The sequence below is a fragment of the Stenotrophomonas sp. YJH_SMC_48-3 genome (assembly GCF_059369375.1).
The window spans coordinates 158,131-175,483 of record NZ_JCAFSQ010000001.1; the positions used below are offsets into that span (position 1 = coordinate 158,131).

The following is a 17,353-nucleotide window of genomic DNA, read 5'->3' on the forward strand; positions in this document are numbered from 1 at the left end:
AGAGCCGAGCCCATGCTCGGCTCCGGTCAAGCGCAGGGCTACAACAACCCTTCGCGCTTCACCGCCAGGTAGCGCTCCACCAGCGCGCCGGGCAGGGCGTCGGCGGTCACGTCCAGCACCATCACCTTCTCGCTGCGCAGTGCCTCGTGCGCCTTCGCGCGCTGCTGCAGGTACAGCGCGGCGGCACCGGCCTGGGTGGCGTCTTCCAGGGTCTGCACGTCACCCTCCAGCGCGCCGTCCAGCTCGCGCTCGCGCAGGCTGGCCACGCATACCAGGTGGCGTTGCTGCAGCAGGCGCACCGCGGCCAGCAGGTCTTCGATGTCCTCGTCGCGCACATTGCTGACCAGCATCACCAGCGCACGCCGGCGCTGGCGCAGCGATACTTCGGTGGCCGCAGCCAGGTAGTCGGTGGCCACCGCGCGCGGCTGCAGGTCGTAGCTGGCGCGCAGCAGGTGCTCGACGGTGCCCATGCCGCGCTGTGGTGCCACCCAGCGGCGTTCGCCCCCGGCAGCGTACAGGCCGGCGGCATCGCCCTGGCGCAGCGCCAGGTAGGCCACCACCAGCGAGGCATTCAAGGCATGGTCGAAGTGCGAGAGCCCGCCTTCGCTGGCCAGCATGCGCCGGCCACTGTCGAGCATCAGCAGCAACTGCTGGTTCTTCTCGTCCTGGTACTCGCGCGAGATCAGCTTGCGCGCACGTGCGGTGGCCTTCCAGTCCAGCTGGCGCAGGCTGTCGCCGATGCGGTACTCGCGCATCTGGTGGAAGTCGGTGCCTTCGCCACGGCGGCGCTTGACGTGCGCACCGACCAGCCGCGAGGCCTGGTCGGCACTGAACAATGCGAAGCGGGTGAGCGGCACGAAGTTCGGATAGACCCGCACCTCCAGCGCCGGCGGCAGCGTGCGTTGCTGCCACCACAGGCGCCACGGCGAGCGCATGCGCAGGTGCACCCCCTCGAAGCGGAAGTGCCCACGCTGCAGCGGCTGCAGGTGGTAGTGCAGGGTGGACGCCGTACCGGCCTGCAGGCTCACGCGCTGCGGCAGCGCTTCCAGCGGCCAGCCGCCGGGCACCAGGTCGAACACCTGCACCGTCATCGATTGCTCGGCCTGCACACGCAACGCCGCCTCGCGGCGCACGCCCAGTGCCAGCGCTTCGGGCAGCTCGCGCTGCACCTGCGGCGATGCACGCCGCCACTGCCGCCACAGGTCCCACAGCGCGGGCAACGCGATGGCCACGGCCGCCAGTGCCCAGCTCCAGCGCGGCAGCCATCCGCCCAGCACCAGCCCGCCCAGGGCGGCCCAGGCCAGCAGCAGCGCCAGCAGCAGCGGGGCCGGCCTCATCGGCGCGGCGCTTCCACCTTGGCCAGCAGCGCGCCCAGCACGTCGTCGGCGTCCTGGCCCTCAATCTGCAGTTCCGGGGCCAGCGCGATGCGGTGCCGCAGCGCCGGGCGGGCGATGTCGCGCACGTCGTCCGGCGTGACGAAGTCGCGGCCGGCCAGCACCGCCTGTGCGCGCGAGGCACGCACCAGCGCGATGCTGCCGCGCGGACCGGCGCCGACGGCGATGCCCGGCCACTGCCGGGTGGCGGCGACGATGCGCACCGCGTAGTCGATCACCTCGTCATCGACGGTGATCGCCGCAGTGGCACGCTGCAGTTCCAGCAGCTCGCCGGCACCGAGCACACGCGGCACCTGGCTCAGGTCGAAATCGCTGGCAGCGCGGCCGCTGGTGATCGCGGTCACCATGCGCTTCTCGTCCTCCAGCTGGGGGTAGTCGATCAGCACCTTCAGCAGGAAGCGGTCCAGCTGTGCTTCCGGCAGCGGGTAGGTGCCTTCCTGCTCCAGCGGGTTCTGCGTGGCCAGCGCCATGAACGGCGGCGCCAGGGTGAAGGCCTTGCCCTCAATGGTCACCTGGCCTTCCTGCATTACTTCCAGCAGCGCCGACTGGGTCTTGGCCGGTGCACGGTTGATCTCGTCGGCCAGCAGCAGGTTGGTGAACACCGGGCCGCGGCGGATCTTGAAGCTCTCGCTCTTCGGGTCGTACACCGCGTGGCCACTGACGTCGCTGGGCATCAGGTCGGGGGTGAACTGCACGCGCCCGTAGTCCAGCTCCAGGGCCTGTGCCAGTGCACGCACCAGCAGGGTCTTGCCCAGCCCGGGCACGCCCTCGATCAGCACGTGGCCACCGGCCAGCAGCGCCACCAGGATCTGGTCCAGTACATCGGCCTGGCCGATGAAGGCGTGTCCAACGGCGGTGCGGATGGCATCGACGCGTTCGATCAGGCGGGCGTTGGCGGCCGCCGGCAGCTCGGGGACTTCGGTCATAGCAGGGATCTCATCTGGAGCAGCAAGCGGATACGCTCGCGCAGGGCGGAGGAATCGTGCGGCGGAGGTGGCGTCAGTGCGGCGGCAACACGGCCTTGCGGCCACTTCAGCAGTTCGGCGATGGCCTGTTCGCGTGGCGCACCATCCAGTGCGGCAGCCACCGGTGCGCGCAGGCGCAGGCGGTGCAGGAACAGGGCGAGAACGGCCTCGTACAGGCGCGTACCGTGGCCGAAACGCAGCAGCAATTCACCACTGGCGTGCACGTGTTCCAGCAGCGAACGGCGTTCCAGTACCGGTGACGGCAGCAGGCTGCCGAAGCGTTGCGAGCGGGCCCACAACCAGCCCAGCAGGGCCAGCAGCAGCGGCGCCCACAGCGGCCAGCCCTGGTAGAACAGGCGCGCCCACAGCGACGGTGGACGGCTGGCATAGATCAGCCAGACCGCACCCTTGCCGTAGTTCGGATCGAGCAGATAGCGGGTCAGGTCGCGGTGAGCCTTGTCGTGCAGGCCATCGCTGGCACCGCCGGCAGCCGCGGCCAGGCGCGCGGCAGGCGAGTCGACATCACCGCGCAGGAACTCCATGTCCGCCAGCACGCTCACCTTGCCCTGGCCATGGCGCAGGCGCGCGAACACCAGGTCACGGTCACCGCCCCAGCGGCGTTCGGCCTGCGCATTGGCGGCAAAACCCAGGGTGAAGCGGCGGCCAGCACAGAATTCAACGTGGCCAGGATCGTCGTCGACATGGAACGGCTGGCAATCGCTGCGCTGGAACAGGCTGTCCACGCCCAGCCGGTCCAGCAGGGGGCCCTGCGTGCTGCCGGCATCGTCCTCGACCGGCGGCGGTGTACGTACAAGCAGGTGGCCGCCACGGTCGACCCAGTCCAGCAGCGCGCTGGCAACGGGCGCCGGCAGTTCGCTGCTGTCCTGCAGCACCACCAGCGTGTCGTGCGGACCCAGCGCCATCTGCTGCAGGTCCAGCCGCGGCCGCGAGTGCACGGCGATGCCATCAGCGCGCAGGGCCTGGCCGAGCACGTACAGCGGGTTGTAGGCCGCCTCGCCCCGTGGCGGCAGCCGGATGGTCTCGGTTACCCGCTCGTGCGTGCGCAGGTAGAGGATCGCCAGCGGTACGCCGAGCAGCACCAATGCACCGAGCAGCAGCGACCAGAACAGGCGCGGACTCATGCCTGCCACCCGTACTGCTGGCGCAGGGCATCGGCCATCGCATCGAAATCGGCGCGGCTGGGCAGGCGGCCACCGTAGGCGGCGTACTGCCACATGCGCACGATGCGCGCGAACAGGTCACGGTCGCTGGCCTCGGGCATGCGCCGCGACGCGCGCAGGCATTGCGCTTCGGTGGCACCGGGTGGAAGCGCGATACCGCTGCGCTCGCCCACCGTGCGCACGCTGGCGCGGTACAGAAGGGCCAGCGCCTGCCGCGGCCGGCCCTGGTCCCAGAGCAGGCCGGCCTGGGTGGCCACGTCCGGCGGCAGCACCACCGGCAACTCCACCTGTTCCTCCACCACCGGCGGTGCGGCCTCGGCCTTGCGTCGGCCACTGCCCCGCAGCCACGGCAGCCACAGCCGTGCGGTCAGCAGCAGCACCAGCAGCAGGACGCCGAGCAGCCCCCACAGGCCCCATTCGGCCAGCCGCGCCAGCCAGGCGATGCCGTCCTTGCGCGCTTTGCGTTCACCGTTGCTGTTGGTGCCACGCTGCAGCTGCTTGTCTTCCTTCTTCTCTTCCTCGGCCTGTTCGATCGGCTTCCAGCGGGTGACCTGGCGGGTCGGGCGCTGCAGCGGGTCTTCATAGGCGCGGTTCACTGCCTGACGGAAACCGGCGGTGTCCACCGGCGTACCGCCGAAGATCGCTGCCGGGGTGTTGGCCGGGTCGATGGTCGGTGCTTCGTCGCTTTCCTCGGCGTCGATGCCACGGTCGTTGGGCTTGCCCATGGCTCGTTCGGGCTCGGCGTCTGTGTCCTGCGCATGCACCGGTGCGGAGACCAGCGGCAGTGCCAGGCACAGCAGCAGGGCCAGCGTCGATGCCGCCGGCAGCAGCCGCTCGCGCAGGCGGCGCAGAGCGATCTCCACATCCCAGGCTTCCATCTGCGTGCGCCGGTTCAAGTACAGGCCAAAGCCCGCACCGACGAAGAACGGGCCGATCAGCACCGAGGCCAGCCAGCACGCCAGGTTGAAGCCCAGCCGTGCCCATGCGGGTGTGTCCTGGCCGATCATGTCCCATGCGGCGCGCCATGATTCGGACATCAGCTCCAGTGGCATGAACATGAACACCGCACCGATCGCGCCGGATACCAGTACCACTTCGAAGGCCATGCAGCTCACGGTCAGCACCAGTGCCGCGCCTGCAGCCCCGGCGGCCACCGCACGGCGGCGTGGGCCGCGCTGGTCCGGTGTGTTGCCTTCCAGCAGGTTCACCGGCAGGCACAGGCTGCGCAGTACGCTGAAGCGGCGCCAGCCCAGGTAGCCCCAGAAGCCGCTGTTGCCCCAGTGACGTTGCGCACGCAGCGCGGCCAGCGTGCCGACTGGTTCACCGAAGATGCCGCGCGACAGCACATACAGCGGCGCACGTTCGAACAGCGGTTTGCACCACCACATCGCCAGCCAGGCCCAGCCGAAGGCATCCAGCCACCAGCCCAGCGCGTTGAAGATCACGAACAGCGGTGCACTGGCCAGCAGCCAGCTGCCCCACAGCGCGCGCGCGTGACGGCGGGACAGCGCGGTGCCCAGCTCCATCGCTTCCCAGCCACTGCGGGCACGCAGCGCCACGTCCAGGTGGTCAATGCGCATGGCCAGCTCCACGTCCGCCGCGCCACAGCCACAGCAGCACGCCGGCCCACAACACACCGGCCACGCTGAACTTGCCCCATGCAGGTACTTCGGCGATCGATGACCAGAAGGCTTCGATGAAGGCGGCCACCAACAGCATGAAGGCGACGCCGAGGCACAGCCGCGCGCCGATGCGGCCGCCGTCGACGAGTGCATCCAGGCGGCTGCGCCGGCCCGGCGCCAGCAGCTTCATGCCCAGCTGCAGGCCGGCACCGCCGGCGATCACGATCGCAGTCAGCTCGAAGGCGCCGTGGCCGACCACGAAGCGCCAGAACGGGTCGCCATGGCCGATGTGCTGCAGGTGGCCTGCCACTGAACCGATGATCACGCCGTTGAACAGCAGCACCAGCAGCGTGCCCAGCCCGGCCAGCAGCCCGCTGGCGAAGGCGCGCAGGGCGATGCTGATGTTGTTCATGATGTAGTGGCCGAACATCATCCAGTCGGTGCCGCTGTCACGCCCCAGGCGCTCGGCGGCGGGATCGTACATGCGCTCCATCTCGGCGATCTGGCGGTTGTCCATCAGCATGTGGATCAGGTCCGGATAGACCTGCACCAGCACGAAGCAGGCCACCGCCGGCAGCGCGAACATCGCCAGCGCCGCCCACATGCTGCGCGCCTGGCTGCGCACCAGCAGCGGAAAATCGGCCACCAGGAACTCCAGGGCACGCCGCCAGCGCGTTGGCGGCGTGCGATACAGCACGCTGTGGCCCTGCTGCATCAGCTGCTGCAGGCGTTGCACCAGCTGCGGGCTGTAGCCGCGCTCGCGGGCCAGCGCCAGCTGCTGGCACAGCCGCCGGTAGCGCTGCGGGAAGGTAGTGTCGTCCAGTGCCAGGCCGCTGGCCTTGCGGCGCGTGCGGCGTGAGGCGCCGGCACGCAGCAGCAGCCACTGCTCCAGATCCTGCCATTCCTGCTGGTAGCGGGCGACGAACTGCTCCTGTTTCATCGCCGCCCCAGCAGCCAGTTGGCCATCGCATACAGGCGCAACACGCCGACCTGGCCGTGGGTGCCGGTCAGTGGCTCGGCAATACCGGCCAGCTCCTGCTGGCGCGCCGCCGACAAGCGTGGCGCGCGCTCGGCGAATGCCATCAGCGCGGCCTGTTCCTCTGGTCGCAGGGGCTGCGGCGGGGCCAGCACGCTGCCGATGGTCGGCGGCGGTGGCAGGTACAGCGCGGGTGCATGCACCACCACAGTGCCTGCCACCAGGTCGCCCAGACGGCGGCCATGCGGATCGAACAGGCTGCTGATCAGGCCCAGCGCATAGCCGAAGGGCAGCATGTCCACCGTGCGCAGCAGGTTGCGGGTGATCGCCGCCATCCAGCCTGCCGGCGCGCCATCGCGGGACAGCACGCGCAGCCCCAGCGCACGCTTGCCCAGGGTGCGTCCCCACACTGCTTCGCAGACGATCGGGTAGGCCCAGTAGACCAGGAACATCAGCACCAGGTAGAGGCCGGAACCGAACTGGTCCAGCAGTGCCAGCGGAATCGACATCAGCACCAGTGCCGCGATGCGCACGCCGAGATCGACCAGCCAGGCCATCGCCCTCGGTACCGGGCCGGCTGCAGGCAACTGCAGCGGCACACCCTCCGGCGTTACCACCTCGCGGTAGGTATCGAGCATCGGTGCGGCCATCAGCGTGATGGCCTTCGTTGTGGGCGCCGGAGTCCTCTCCGGCAGGCAGCCACAGGCATGGGGGTCTCGACAGGTCCTGGTCGGGCCCAGACTTTAGCAGAGCCGCATGGCGGCGTTGGCCGCTCAGCCCAGGTATTCGTCCTTCAGCCGCACGTAGTGGTCGGCCGAGTAATGCAGCGCCTCGATTTCCTTGTCGCTCAGCGTGCGTGCCGGGCGGGCCGGGTTGCCCACCCACAGCTCGCCTTCGCCGACCACCTTGCCCGGGCCGACCACGGCACCGGCGCCGACGAAGCCATGGCGCTCGACCCGCGCGCCGTCGAGGATGCAGGCACCCATGCCGATCAGGCTGTAATCACCGATGGTGCAGGCGTGGATGATGCAGCCGTGGCCGACGGTCACGCCTTCGCCGATCAGGGTCGGGTAGCCGGCCTTGTTGTAGGGGCTGTGGTGGCTGACGTGGATGATGGTGCCGTCCTGCACGTTGGTGCGTGCGCCGATGCGCACGTAGTTGACGTCACCGCGGATGATCGTGCCCGGCCACACCGAGACGTCCTCGCCCAGCTCCACGTCACCGATGATCGTGCACGACGGGTCGATGTACACGCGCTCGCCGAGGACGGGCATCTTGTCGCGGAAGGGGCGCAGCGGGTTCATCGATGTCTCCGGAAATCAGGGCGTCCGCGACGATGATACGCGCTCGGCCAATGGCGACCCCGCCACCCGCAACTGCCGGAATGCCTCATGCATCCGTGTCGACCAAGGTCGACACCTGCCAGAACGGATCGCGCGCCGCATTGGTGGATGGCATCCACCGATCCCGCGTTACGCCACGCGGCCGCGGCGTGCACGCTCCAGGTGCACCAGCAGCAGCGAGATTGCCGCGGGGGTCATGCCCGGAATGCGCTGCGCCTGGCCGATGGTCTGCGGGCGCACGCGCTCCAGCTTCTGCAGCGCTTCGGCCGACAGCCCGCGCACCGCCGCGTAATCGAAGGCTTCGGCGATTGGCGTGGCTTCATGCCGCTGCTGGCGCTCGATCTCCTCGCGCTGGCGGTCCAGGTAGCCGGCGTACTTCACGCCGATCTCCACCTGTTCGGCCACCTTGGCGTCGGCCACCGCCGGGCCCAGCGACGGCACCTGCATAAGCTGCGCGTAGTCCAGCTCGGGGCGCTTGATCAGGTCCAGCACGCTGGTCTCGCGGCTGACCGCCACACCCAGCGTGTCCTGCACTTCGCGGCCCAGCGCATTGGCCGGGGTTGCCCACAGCGCGCCCAGGCGTGCGCGTTCGGCAGCAACAGCGGCCTGTTTGGTCTCGAACGCGTTCCAGCGGCGGTCATCCACCAAGCCCATCTCGCGGCCGGCCGGCGTCAGGCGCTGGTCGGCATTGTCCTCGCGCAGCTGCAGGCGGTACTCGGCGCGGCTGGTGAACATGCGGTAGGGCTCGTTGGTACCGTGAGTGATCAGGTCATCCACCAGCACGCCCAGGTACGCCTCGTCGCGGCGCGGGCACCAGCCGTCCAGCCCGCGCACCTGGCGTGCAGCGTTGAGGCCGGCCAACAGGCCTTGCGCGGCGGCTTCTTCATAGCCGGTGGTGCCGTTGATCTGGCCGGCGAAGAACAGGCCGTTGACCAGCTTGGTTTCCAGCGAAGCCTTCAACCCGCGTGGATCAAAGAAGTCGTACTCGATCGCGTAGCCCGGGCGGGTGATATGCGCGTTGCCGAAACCGCGGATGCTGCGCACCATCTCCAGCTGCACGTCGAACGGCAGCGAGGTGGAGATGCCGTTGGGGTAGATCTCGACGATGCCCAGGCCTTCGGGTTCGACGAAGATCTGGTGGCTGGCCTTCTCGGCAAAGCGCACCACCTTGTCCTCGATGGACGGGCAGTAGCGCGGGCCGATGCCCTCGATCTGGCCGCTGTACAGCGGTGAGCGGTGCAGTGCGTCGCGGATGATCTGGTGGGTCTGTTCGGTGGTGTGGGTGATCCAGCAGCTGACCTGCTGCGGATGCTCGTCCACCGAACCCAGGAAGGACATCACCGGGCGCGGCGAGTCGCCGGGCTGCTCATCCATCACGCTGTAGTCCAGCGAGCGGCCGTCGATGCGCGGCGGCGTGCCGGTCTTCAGGCGGTCCACCTGGAACGGGCGCTCGCGCAGGCGCGCGGCCAGCGTGGTGGCCGGCGGGTCGCCCATGCGGCCGGCGGCGTACTGGGTCGGGCCGACATGGATCTTGCCGGCCAGGAAGGTGCCGGCGGTCAGCACCACGGCCTCGGCGTCGAAGCGCAGGCCGGTCTGGGTGATGACCCCGCGCACGGCGTCGCCTTCGATGACCAGGTCATCGACGGCCGCCTGGAACACGGTCAGGTTGGCCTGGCCTTCGACGATGGCGCGGATCGCCATGCGGTACAGGTTGCGGTCGGCCTGGCAGCGGGTGGCGCGCACGGCCGGGCCCTTGGAGGCGTTGAGGGTGCGCCACTGGATGCCGGCGCGGTCGGCGGCATGCGCCATCGCACCGCCGAGCGCGTCGATTTCCTTGACCAGGTGGCCCTTGCCGATGCCGCCGATGGCCGGGTTGCAGCTCATCGCACCCACGGTTTCGATGTTGTGGGTCAGCAGCAGGGTGCGCACGCCGGTGCGGGCCGCGGCCAGCGCGGCTTCAGTGCCGGCGTGGCCACCGCCGATGACGATGACGTCGTAACGATGGAAGGACGGGTTCATGGGGGCTGTTCAGCTTGGGGCAGGCGCGGCCGGGGGCGGCGCCGGGGTGGCGATTTTAGCGCCATTCGGGGTCCGGACGCCGGCGCCGGCCAGTTGGCGGCGAAATCGGCCCTAAAGTTGGCAGGATTTTTGCAGATAACCCAATAGCACCCATCGTGGCTGGCGCCGCAGGCGCCCGTGACCGGAATTGGAACAGGGGCCGGTACAGGCGCACGATGGGGGAGCAGAGGGCCGGCAGTCGGGGGACTGTCCGGCCCTGTTTTTTTGCGGCTGTCAGGAAGGCGCCATCCACGCATGGCGTGGATCTACCGAAACCCAGGCTCTCGCCGGTTGGTGACCCGATAAAACAAACGGCCCCGCATTGCGGGGCCGTCTGCCTTCAGAGGTGCCGACATCCGACAGGGCCGGAACAGGGGGGATCCAGATGTTCCTGTCGGATATCGACGTCGAGCTTTGTGCGGCGGCCCCTGTCGTTTTTGTCACTTTGTGACGTGGGCCGTCACTGTCCGCGTAGAGTGAGGCTTGGACCGTGTGAAATGCAAGACGGTTCAGCGCTCAACTGTGCGCTGCGTCGCACGATCCATGTTGCGCCAGGGGGAACCGTTCATCCTCGGCGCACTCGGTGCCGGTGCCGGACGGGCCTGGGGCGCCGGCGGCTGTGCGTTCGACTGCGGCGGGCGGCGCATCGAGTCCATGTTCCGCCACGGCGAACCACCGTTGTACGACGGTCGCGACGGCGGCGGCGGACGGTGCTCGCCACCATTGCCCGGGCGCGGCGGCGGGCGATGGTTGTGCGGCGGGCGGTAGATCGGGCGCGAGTAATACGGATTGCCGTAGCCGCCGTAGTAGCCGCCATAGCCACCGTAGTAGGGGCCGTAGTTGTAGGGATAGCCGGCCGGGTAGCGGTACTCCACCGACGGCGCACCGTGGTAGTAGCTGCCGCTGCGGCCGCCGCCGACATAGTCGTAGGTGGTGCAGCCGGTCAGGGCCAGCAGCAGGCCACCGGCAAGCATCAGGCGCATTTTCATGGTGGGTCCCCCCAGAGGACGGGTGTGCAGTCAGCTTCGGGCGCCAGCGTTGAATCGGCCCTTAATTCCGCCGGCCAGGATGAATGGAGGCGTAGGCCTGCATGCTGGCATGACCTGCGCCCCGGTCGCCAGCGCGAAGCCATACGTTAATCTTGCGTCATGAGCGATTCACTGTTGCCCCGCGCCGATGACGTCCTGCTTGCTGCGGCGAGGATTGCCCCGCATGCCAGCGTGACCCCGGTACTGCGCTCGCGCATGCTTGATGCGCTGGCCGGCGCGCAGCTCGCGTTCAAGGCCGAGCACCTGCAGCGCGGCGGCGCATTCAAGTTCCGTGGTGCCTGCAACGCGGTGTGGTCGCTGGAGGCCGATCGCGCCAGTGCCGGCGTGGTCACGCACTCCTCCGGCAATCATGGCGCCGCCTTGGCGCTGGCCGCGCGCACGCGTGGCATTCCCTGTCACGTGGTGGTGCCGGAAGGCGCGGTGGCGGCCAAGCTGGCCAACATCGCGCGCCATGGCGCCACCCTCTGGCGCTGCCCGCCGACCACCGCCGATCGTGAGGCCGCCTGCGCCAAAGTGCAGGCCGATACCGGCGCGACTCTCGTCCATCCATACACCGACCCGGCGGTGATGGCGGGGCAGGGCACCGCCGCGCTGGAGCTGCTGCACAGCGACGGCCCGTTCGACGTGCTGGTGGTGCCGGTGGGCGGCGGTGGCCTGGCCAGCGGCACCGCGCTGGCCCTGCAGCACGCCAGCCCGCAGACCCGCCTGGTGCTGGCCGAGCCAGCCGGAGCCGACGATACCGCGCGCTCGCTGGCCGCTGGCGAGCGCCAGGGCGCGTTCGCCCCGGACACGATCTGCGATGGACTGCGTACCCTGATCGGCGCGCCGAATTTCGAATTGCTGCGCGCGGCAGGTGCCGAGGTGATCGTGGTTGATGACACCGCGACGATGGCGGCGATGCGCCTGCTGTGGGAGGTGCTCAAGCAGGTGGTCGAGCCATCCTCGGCCACCGTACTGGCCGCGGTGCTGGCACAGCCGCAACGTTTTGCCGGCCTGCGCGTGGGCCTGGTGCTGTCCGGCGGCAACGTCGACCTGCCCGCGTTGCGCTGGGGGGCGCCATGAGCCGCGACCGGCATCGGCCTCGCACCGGCCTGCTGGGCTGGCTGTGGCGGCTGTTTGTCCTGCTGGTGATCTGGCTGCTGGGTGTGACTGCCTGGATCGTCTGGGTCGGCGAGCGCGACCAGGCCGCCAAGGCCGACGCCATCATCGTGCTGGGTGCCGCCGCCTACGACGCCAAGCCGTCACCAGTGTTCCAAGAACGCATCCGCCATGGGCTGGATCTGTATGAAGCACGCTATGCGCCGCTGCTGATCTTCACCGGTGGCTATGGCGGCACCGGTGCGCGCTTCTCCGAATCGCAGGTGGCGCGGCGTTATGCGCTCAAGCATGGCGTGCCGGACGACGCTATCCTGATCGAGACCGCTTCGCGCAACACCGTGCAGAACCTGGTCGAAGCCAAGCGACTGATGGACCAGCGCGACCTGCACCGGGTGATCATCGTCAGCGACCCGCTGCACATGGCGCGCGCGCTGCGACTGAGCAAGGCACTGGGCATCGATGCGCTGGCCTCGTCCACGCCCAGCACGCGCTTCCGCAGCTTCCACACCAGCTGGCGCTTCCTGGTGCAGGAGATCTACTTCTTCCACCGCGACCTGGTGCGCCCGCCGCTGAGTTCGCCGGCCAATACCTGAGGGCGGAAGCCTGCGTTGGGCGCGGCGTCGCATTGGGTAGTGCCGGCCGCTGGCCGGCAGATGCCCACCATGGAATCGTGAGGTTGCCGGCCAGCGGCCGGCACTACCAGACGATCAGGTCTGCTTGCGCCGGATTGGAATCGCCGACACCGGTACCGAGGCCACGTCATGCCCGCCTTCGCGGATCGGTGCGCCCGGGTCCGGTGCCCAGGCATGGGCATAGATCACTTCCCAGCTGCTGGGCAGCTTGCCGTCGCTGCGCCGCATCGGTTCATACGCCGCTGCCGCCGCCGCGAAACGGCTACGCCCGGTCAGCGTATGGCGGCGGTCCACCCGTGCGTTGGTTGCGCCCATCGCGCGCAGTTCGCGCATCAACGAGGGCAGGTCGTCGTAGGTCAGGGTGAACAGATCGCGGTCCAGCACCGGGTCACGGAAGCCGGCCATCATCAGCGCATCACCGAACTGGGCGATCTGTGCAAAGCGGCTGACGTGCGGGCGGTCATCGGCGGCGGCGAAGGCTTCGTTGAGTTCGATCAGCGTTTCCGGGCCGAAGGTGGAGCACACCAGAAGGCCACCGGGCTTGAGCACACGGCGGAACCCGGCGAACACCGCCGGCAGGTCGTCCACCCACTGCAGGCACAGGTTGCTGAAGATCACGTCCACGCTGTTGTCGGCCAGCGGCAGCGCAGCGGCGTCGCCGCACAGGCGCTGGAACGGCTTCCACCAGCCGGCCTGGCGCTTGGCCTGGTCCAGCATCGGCAGCGCCACGTCCAGCGCGATCACCTGCGCCTTCGGCCAGCGCTTCTTCATCAACGCACTTGCATGGCCGGTGCCGGCGCCGATGTCCAGCACCACCTCGGGCTTGCGTGCCTCCAGGTAGTCCAGCGATTCGATCAGCCGCGACTGCACCTCGCGCTGCAGGGCGGCGGCAGCGTCGTAACTGGTGGCGGCACGCGCGAACGCGCGACGGACATGGCGGGCATCGAAGTGGGACGGCATTGCGAACTCTCTTAGAACGTACCGGGGTAGGCGCCGCCGTCGATCAGCAGATTCTGCCCGGTGAGGTAACCGGCCTGTGCACTGCACAGGAAGGCGCAGGCGGCGCCGAATTCGTCAGGCGTGCCGAAGCGGCCGGCGGGAATCTGCTGGCGGCGGCGTTCGGCGACTTCGCCGGCATCGCCGTCCTTGCCCGCACTGTGGGCGAAGTTGGCGCGCAGGCGGTCGGTGTCGAACTGGCCGGGCAGCAGGTTGTTGATGGTGACGTTGTGGGCCACGGTGCGGCGCGCCAGGCCGGCGACGAAACCGGTCAGACCACTGCGCGCGCCGTTGGACAACGCCAGGATGTCGATCGGGGCTTTCACCGCCGACGAGGTGATGTTGACGATGCGGCCGAAGCCACGCGCGATCATCGCGTCGACGGTGGCGCGGATCAGCGCGATCGGCGCCAGCATGTTGGCGTCCAGCGCGGCGATCCAGTCGTCGCGCTCGAAATTGCGGAAGTCGCCCGGTGGCGGGCCACCGGCATTGGTGACCAGGATGTCCACCTGCGGGCATGCGGCCAGCGCCGCAGCACGGCCGGCCTCGGTGGTGACGTCGGCGGCGACCGCGCGGACCTCAGCGGCACCGGGCAGGGCGCTCAGCCCTGCGGCGGCAACCTGCAGTGCCTCCTCGCCACGAGCCACGACCACCACGTTGACGCCCTCGCGCACCAGCGCACGCGCGCAGCCCAGGCCCAGCCCCTTGCTTGCGCCGCAGACCAGTGCCCAGCGGCCGTTGATACCCAGATCCATGCGTCAATCCTGCGGAATTCGGAGGGGGCTCATTGTCCGCCATCGGCCGGTGACAGGCCGGCAACGAAGTGTTGCAGGGCGGCGGCCACCTCATCGGCATGGCCGAGGAAAGGCGCATGTCCACCATGGGCGATCGTCAGCGCCTGCGCGCCCGGGGCCAGCGCCGCGGCGGCCTGCATCGCCACCGGAGACACCAACCGGTCTCGCTGGCCGGCGATCCACAGGCTGGGCTTGCCCAGCGTCGGCAGCGCGCCGCGCAGATCGGTGCTTTCGAGCAGGCGCAGGCCTTCCAGCAGGGCGCGTTCGGTGGGCGCACCGCGCTCGACCAGGCGCTGCCGCAGGATGCGCAGCTCCTCGCGGGCGTGTGCCGAGCCCATCACGTCCAGCGCGAGGAAGCGTTCCAGGGTGCCGCCGAAGTCGGTGGCCAGCTCGCGCCCGAACTGCTCGAACACCGCCGGTTCCACTGCATGCGGCCAGTCTTCGCCACGCACGAAGCGTGGCGTGGCCGCGATCATCGCCAGCCCGCGTACCTTGGGCAGCGTCGCCGCCGCGTGCAGCGCGAACAGACCGCCCAGCGACCAGCCGCACCACACCGCCGGCGGCGTGGCCGCGGCAATGGCGTTGACCACGAACGGCAGGCGCAGCGGCGTGCTGTCCTCGCGGCTGTGGCCATGGCCAGGCAGATCAACCAGATGCAGGGTGAACCGATCGGCCAAGCGCTGCACCAGCGGCGCGAACACACCGCCCTGCAGGGCCCAGCCATGGATCAGTACCAGGTCCGGCCCTTGGCCGGTGACGTCGATATGCATGGGAAAACGACAGCAGGCTCAGGCAAAGACAGGCAACGGCGGTGGCGCGGCGTCACGCACCGCCAGGGTCACGCGATCGCGCGCGCTGGCGAGAGCCTCCACCAGGCCGCGCACCTGTTCCGGCGTATGCAGCGCGGATAGTGTGATGCGCAGGCGCGCCTTGCCTTCGGGCACCGTGGGCGGACGGATCGCGCCGACCAGCCAACCGGCCTGTTCCAGCGCCTTGGACATCGCCACGGCGCGGTGATCGTCACCACACAGCAGCGGTTGTATCGGCGTCTCCGAAGCCATCAGGTCCAGCCCATGGCGACGTGCTTCGCTGCGGAACAGCGCGATCAGGTCGGTCAGCTTGGTGCGACGCCAGTGGTCGCGGCGCGCCAGGCGCACTGCTTCAAGCGCAGCAGCGGCCATCGCCGGTGGCACGGCGGTGGTGTAGATGTACGGGCGCGCGGTTTCGGCCAGATGCTCGATCAGGTCGTCGCGGCCGAGCACCAAGGCGCCGGAACCACCCAGTGCCTTGCCCAGCGTGACCAGCTGCAGCGGCACATCGTCCACGCCCAGTCCGGCGGCGGCCACGGCACCACGGCCATCACCGACGACGCCTACACCGTGCGCATCATCCACATAGAACAGCGCCTGTTGCAGGCGTGCCACAAGCGACAATGCACGCAGCGGTGCGATGTCGCCGTCCATGCTGAAGACACCATCGGTGGCCAGCATTGCCGCGCCGTCGGGCGCGTGCTTGAGCTGGCGCATCGCGCCTTCCGCATCCAGGTGCGGGTAGCGGCGCAGGCGCGCACCGGCCAGCCGGGTGGCATCAAGGAGGCTGGCGTGGTTGAGCTTGTCCTGTACGCAGACATCGTCCTCTTCGCTCAGCAGTGCCTGCTGCACCGCCAGATTGGCGGCGAAGCCACTGCCGAACAGCAGCGCACGCGGATAGCCCAGCCACTCGGCCACCTCGCGTTCCAGCGCCTCATGCAGGGCGTGGTGGCCGCAGACCAGGTGCGAGGCACCGGCGCCAGCGCCTTCGCGTGCGGCGGCGTCCTGCAGCGCGTTGACCACGCTGAACTGCTGGGCCAGGCCCAGGTAGTCGTTGCTGCAGAAGCCGGTCAGCCACTGGCCGTCCACTTCCAGGCGCACGCCATCACGTCGGGTGACCGTGCGTCGCGGGCGGCGACGGCCTTGGGCATCGCGCAGAGCGCGCTGGGCGTGGAGGCGGGCGGTCAGGTCGGGGCGGGCCATGGTGGCTGAATGCGTCGACGGAGCGGCTAGGGTAGCGCGTTGCCGCGGCGCCTGCTTGCGGCCCGTCTCAGGCCGCGTGAGCGCAGCCGCAGCCGGGTGCATCGGCGCTGATATCGGCGTGCACGGTGCCGCCGTGGTCGTGGCCTTCGGCATCCACCTGCACGGCCATCGGCTGCAACCCCAGCCGCGCGAACAGAGCCAGGTCGCGCTCGCTCTCCGGGTTGCCGGTGGTCAGCAGCTTGTCGCCGTAGAAGATCGAATTGGCACCGGCCAGGAAACACAGCGCCTGAAGCTCGTCGCTCATCGCCTCGCGCCCGGCCGACAGCCGCACCATCGCGCGCGGCATGGCGATGCGGGCCACCGCAATCATGCGCACGAACTCGAACGGGTCCAGTTCGGCACTGCCATGCAGCGGCGTGCCCGCCACCTGCACCAGCTTGTTGATCGGCACCGAATCCGGATGCGCCGGCAGCGTGGCCAGTGCCAGCAGCAGGCCAACGCGCTGCGCGCGCGTCTCGCCCATGCCGACGATGCCACCGCAGCAGGTCTTCAGGCCGGCATCGCGCACGTGCTCCAGCGTATCCAGACGGTCCTGGTACTGGCGCGTGTGGATGATCGAATCGTAGTAGTCCGGCGCGGTGTCGAGGTTGTGGTTGTAGTAGTCCAGGCCGGCGTCCTTCAGCGCACGTGCCTGCTCGCCGCTGAGCATGCCCAGCGTGGCGCAGGTCTCCAGGCCCAGTGCCTTCACCCCGGCGATCATCGCCGCCACCTTCGGAATGTCGCGATCCTTCGGTGAACGCCATGCGGCACCCATGCAGAAGCGCGATGCACCGGCGGCCTTGGCCTGGCGTGCCTTGGCCAGCACCGCGTCGGTCTCCATCAGCTTCTGCGCGTTCACCCCGGTGCTGTAGCGCTGCGCCTGAGGGCAGTACGCGCAGTCTTCCGGGCAGCCTCCGGTCTTCACCGACAACAGCGTGGACACCTGCACCTGCGCCGGATCGAAGTGCTCGCGGTGCACCGCGGCGGCGCGGAACAGCAGCTCGGGGAACGGCAGATCGAACAGCGCCTGCAGTTCGTCGTGATGCCAGTCGTGGCGGATGGCAGCAGCCATGGCGGGGCCTTGGGTACGAATGGAGCGAGGGCGGCAGTGTGGGTGGGGGGGCACGGGCTGTCAACTTTTAGTTTGATGTTTTGGTTTACTTTGCCGTGACTGGAATGGAATTCCATACAAGC

At 69.3% G+C, this 17,353-nt stretch carries 16 protein-coding genes; 2 read left to right on the top strand and 14 right to left on the bottom strand.

The features are described from left to right. Positions 1-38: 38 nt before the first annotated feature. From AC5P65_RS00710 to AC5P65_RS00750, 9 genes are all read right to left on the bottom strand, one after another. Positions 39-1,337 carry a DUF58 domain-containing protein gene (locus AC5P65_RS00710; protein ID WP_111103932.1) on the bottom strand — a complete coding sequence of 433 codons (1,299 nt, stop codon included), beginning with the start codon at positions 1,335-1,337 and terminating at the stop codon, positions 39-41. Beyond that, entirely contained in the window at positions 1,334-2,320 is a 987-nt protein-coding gene (locus AC5P65_RS00715) for an AAA family ATPase (protein ID WP_014648782.1), read from the bottom strand. The genes AC5P65_RS00710 and AC5P65_RS00715 overlap by 4 nt, the downstream gene beginning before the upstream one ends. Next, a complete protein-coding gene (locus AC5P65_RS00720; RefSeq protein WP_111103928.1) occupies positions 2,317-3,501 on the bottom strand; it encodes a DUF4350 domain-containing protein in 1,185 nt (394 codons plus the stop codon). The genes AC5P65_RS00715 and AC5P65_RS00720 overlap by 4 nt, the downstream gene beginning before the upstream one ends. Next, complete coding sequence (locus AC5P65_RS00725) at positions 3,498-5,120, bottom strand: DUF4129 domain-containing protein (RefSeq protein WP_031270172.1); 1,623 nt, start codon at positions 5,118-5,120, stop codon at positions 3,498-3,500. The genes AC5P65_RS00720 and AC5P65_RS00725 overlap by 4 nt, the downstream gene beginning before the upstream one ends. Then, the gene (locus AC5P65_RS00730; protein WP_021203337.1) at positions 5,110-6,102 is read right to left on the bottom strand and encodes a stage II sporulation protein M; all 993 of its coding nucleotides are present in this window, start codon (positions 6,100-6,102) and stop codon (positions 5,110-5,112) included. Before AC5P65_RS00730 ends, AC5P65_RS00725 begins: the two co-directional genes overlap by 11 nt. After that, positions 6,099-6,788 (bottom strand): RDD family protein, encoded by a 690-nt coding sequence (locus AC5P65_RS00735; protein ID WP_019661651.1) that lies wholly within the window; start codon positions 6,786-6,788, stop codon positions 6,099-6,101. Before AC5P65_RS00735 ends, AC5P65_RS00730 begins: the two co-directional genes overlap by 4 nt. Positions 6,789-6,911: 123 nt before the next feature. Then, positions 6,912-7,442, bottom strand: a complete 531-nt coding sequence (locus tag AC5P65_RS00740; RefSeq protein ID WP_019661650.1) for a gamma carbonic anhydrase family protein — start codon at positions 7,440-7,442, stop codon at positions 6,912-6,914. A 168-nt stretch (positions 7,443-7,610) separates the two neighbouring features. Continuing rightward, entirely contained in the window at positions 7,611-9,500 is a 1,890-nt protein-coding gene (mnmG, locus tag AC5P65_RS00745; RefSeq protein WP_021203344.1) for a tRNA uridine-5-carboxymethylaminomethyl(34) synthesis enzyme MnmG, read from the bottom strand. Positions 9,501-10,048: 548 nt separating this feature from the next. After that, entirely contained in the window at positions 10,049-10,528 is a 480-nt protein-coding gene (locus AC5P65_RS00750) for a hypothetical protein (RefSeq protein WP_019661648.1), read from the bottom strand. 159 nt (positions 10,529-10,687) lie between these two features. Between AC5P65_RS00750 and AC5P65_RS00755 the strand changes: the two genes are divergently transcribed. Further along, entirely contained in the window at positions 10,688-11,650 is a 963-nt protein-coding gene (locus AC5P65_RS00755) for a pyridoxal-phosphate dependent enzyme (RefSeq protein WP_058979056.1), read from the top strand. Continuing rightward, on the top strand, positions 11,635-12,279 hold the full coding sequence (locus AC5P65_RS00760) for a YdcF family protein (RefSeq protein ID WP_495215414.1): 645 nt from the start codon (positions 11,635-11,637) through the stop codon (positions 12,277-12,279). The genes AC5P65_RS00755 and AC5P65_RS00760 overlap by 16 nt, the downstream gene beginning before the upstream one ends. 114 nt (positions 12,280-12,393) lie before the next feature. Here the strand turns inward: AC5P65_RS00760 and bioC are convergent, their stop codons facing one another. The 5 genes from bioC to bioB form a co-directional block, all read right to left on the bottom strand. Beyond that, on the bottom strand, positions 12,394-13,278 hold the full coding sequence (gene bioC / locus AC5P65_RS00765; protein WP_111098626.1) for a malonyl-ACP O-methyltransferase BioC: 885 nt from the start codon (positions 13,276-13,278) through the stop codon (positions 12,394-12,396). An 11-nt stretch (positions 13,279-13,289) separates the two neighbouring features. Beyond that, positions 13,290-14,069, bottom strand: a complete 780-nt coding sequence (locus AC5P65_RS00770; protein WP_111103914.1) for an SDR family oxidoreductase — start codon at positions 14,067-14,069, stop codon at positions 13,290-13,292. Between the two features lie 29 nt (positions 14,070-14,098). Beyond that, positions 14,099-14,878 carry a pimeloyl-ACP methyl ester esterase BioH gene (gene bioH, locus AC5P65_RS00775; protein WP_111103912.1) on the bottom strand — a complete coding sequence of 260 codons (780 nt, stop codon included), beginning with the start codon at positions 14,876-14,878 and terminating at the stop codon, positions 14,099-14,101. Between the two features lie 18 nt (positions 14,879-14,896). Next, complete coding sequence (bioF, locus tag AC5P65_RS00780) at positions 14,897-16,120, bottom strand: 8-amino-7-oxononanoate synthase (protein ID WP_134730941.1); 1,224 nt, start codon at positions 16,118-16,120, stop codon at positions 14,897-14,899. Between the two features lie 67 nt (positions 16,121-16,187). After that, complete coding sequence (gene bioB, locus AC5P65_RS00785; protein WP_134730943.1) at positions 16,188-17,231, bottom strand: biotin synthase BioB; 1,044 nt, start codon at positions 17,229-17,231, stop codon at positions 16,188-16,190. Positions 17,232-17,353: the final 122 nt, after the last annotated feature.

Excerpts from the sequence above, each read along its gene's own strand:
- AC5P65_RS00715 (WP_014648782.1), bottom strand. The coding sequence starts at position 2,320 with ATGACCGAAGTCCCCGAGCTGCCGGCGGCCGCCAACGCCCGCCTGATC.
- AC5P65_RS00730 (WP_021203337.1), bottom strand. The coding sequence starts at position 6,102 with ATGAAACAGGAGCAGTTCGTCGCCCGCTACCAGCAGGAATGGCAGGAT.
- bioF (WP_134730941.1), bottom strand. The coding sequence starts at position 16,120 with ATGGCCCGCCCCGACCTGACCGCCCGCCTCCACGCCCAGCGCGCTCTG.
- AC5P65_RS00770 (WP_111103914.1), bottom strand. The coding sequence starts at position 14,069 with ATGGATCTGGGTATCAACGGCCGCTGGGCACTGGTCTGCGGCGCAAGC.
- AC5P65_RS00755 (WP_058979056.1), top strand. The coding sequence starts at position 10,688 with ATGAGCGATTCACTGTTGCCCCGCGCCGATGACGTCCTGCTTGCTGCG.
- AC5P65_RS00750 (WP_019661648.1), bottom strand. The coding sequence starts at position 10,528 with ATGAAAATGCGCCTGATGCTTGCCGGTGGCCTGCTGCTGGCCCTGACC.
- AC5P65_RS00735 (WP_019661651.1), bottom strand. The coding sequence starts at position 6,788 with ATGGCCGCACCGATGCTCGATACCTACCGCGAGGTGGTAACGCCGGAG.
- bioH (WP_111103912.1), bottom strand. The coding sequence starts at position 14,878 with ATGCATATCGACGTCACCGGCCAAGGGCCGGACCTGGTACTGATCCAT.
- AC5P65_RS00720 (WP_111103928.1), bottom strand. The coding sequence starts at position 3,501 with ATGAGTCCGCGCCTGTTCTGGTCGCTGCTGCTCGGTGCATTGGTGCTG.
- AC5P65_RS00710 (WP_111103932.1), bottom strand. The coding sequence starts at position 1,337 with ATGAGGCCGGCCCCGCTGCTGCTGGCGCTGCTGCTGGCCTGGGCCGCC.
- mnmG (WP_021203344.1), bottom strand. The coding sequence starts at position 9,500 with ATGAACCCGTCCTTCCATCGTTACGACGTCATCGTCATCGGCGGTGGC.
- AC5P65_RS00725 (WP_031270172.1), bottom strand. The coding sequence starts at position 5,120 with ATGCGCATTGACCACCTGGACGTGGCGCTGCGTGCCCGCAGTGGCTGG.
- bioC (WP_111098626.1), bottom strand. The coding sequence starts at position 13,278 with ATGCCGTCCCACTTCGATGCCCGCCATGTCCGTCGCGCGTTCGCGCGT.
- AC5P65_RS00740 (WP_019661650.1), bottom strand. The coding sequence starts at position 7,442 with ATGAACCCGCTGCGCCCCTTCCGCGACAAGATGCCCGTCCTCGGCGAG.
- bioB (WP_134730943.1), bottom strand. The coding sequence starts at position 17,231 with ATGGCTGCTGCCATCCGCCACGACTGGCATCACGACGAACTGCAGGCG.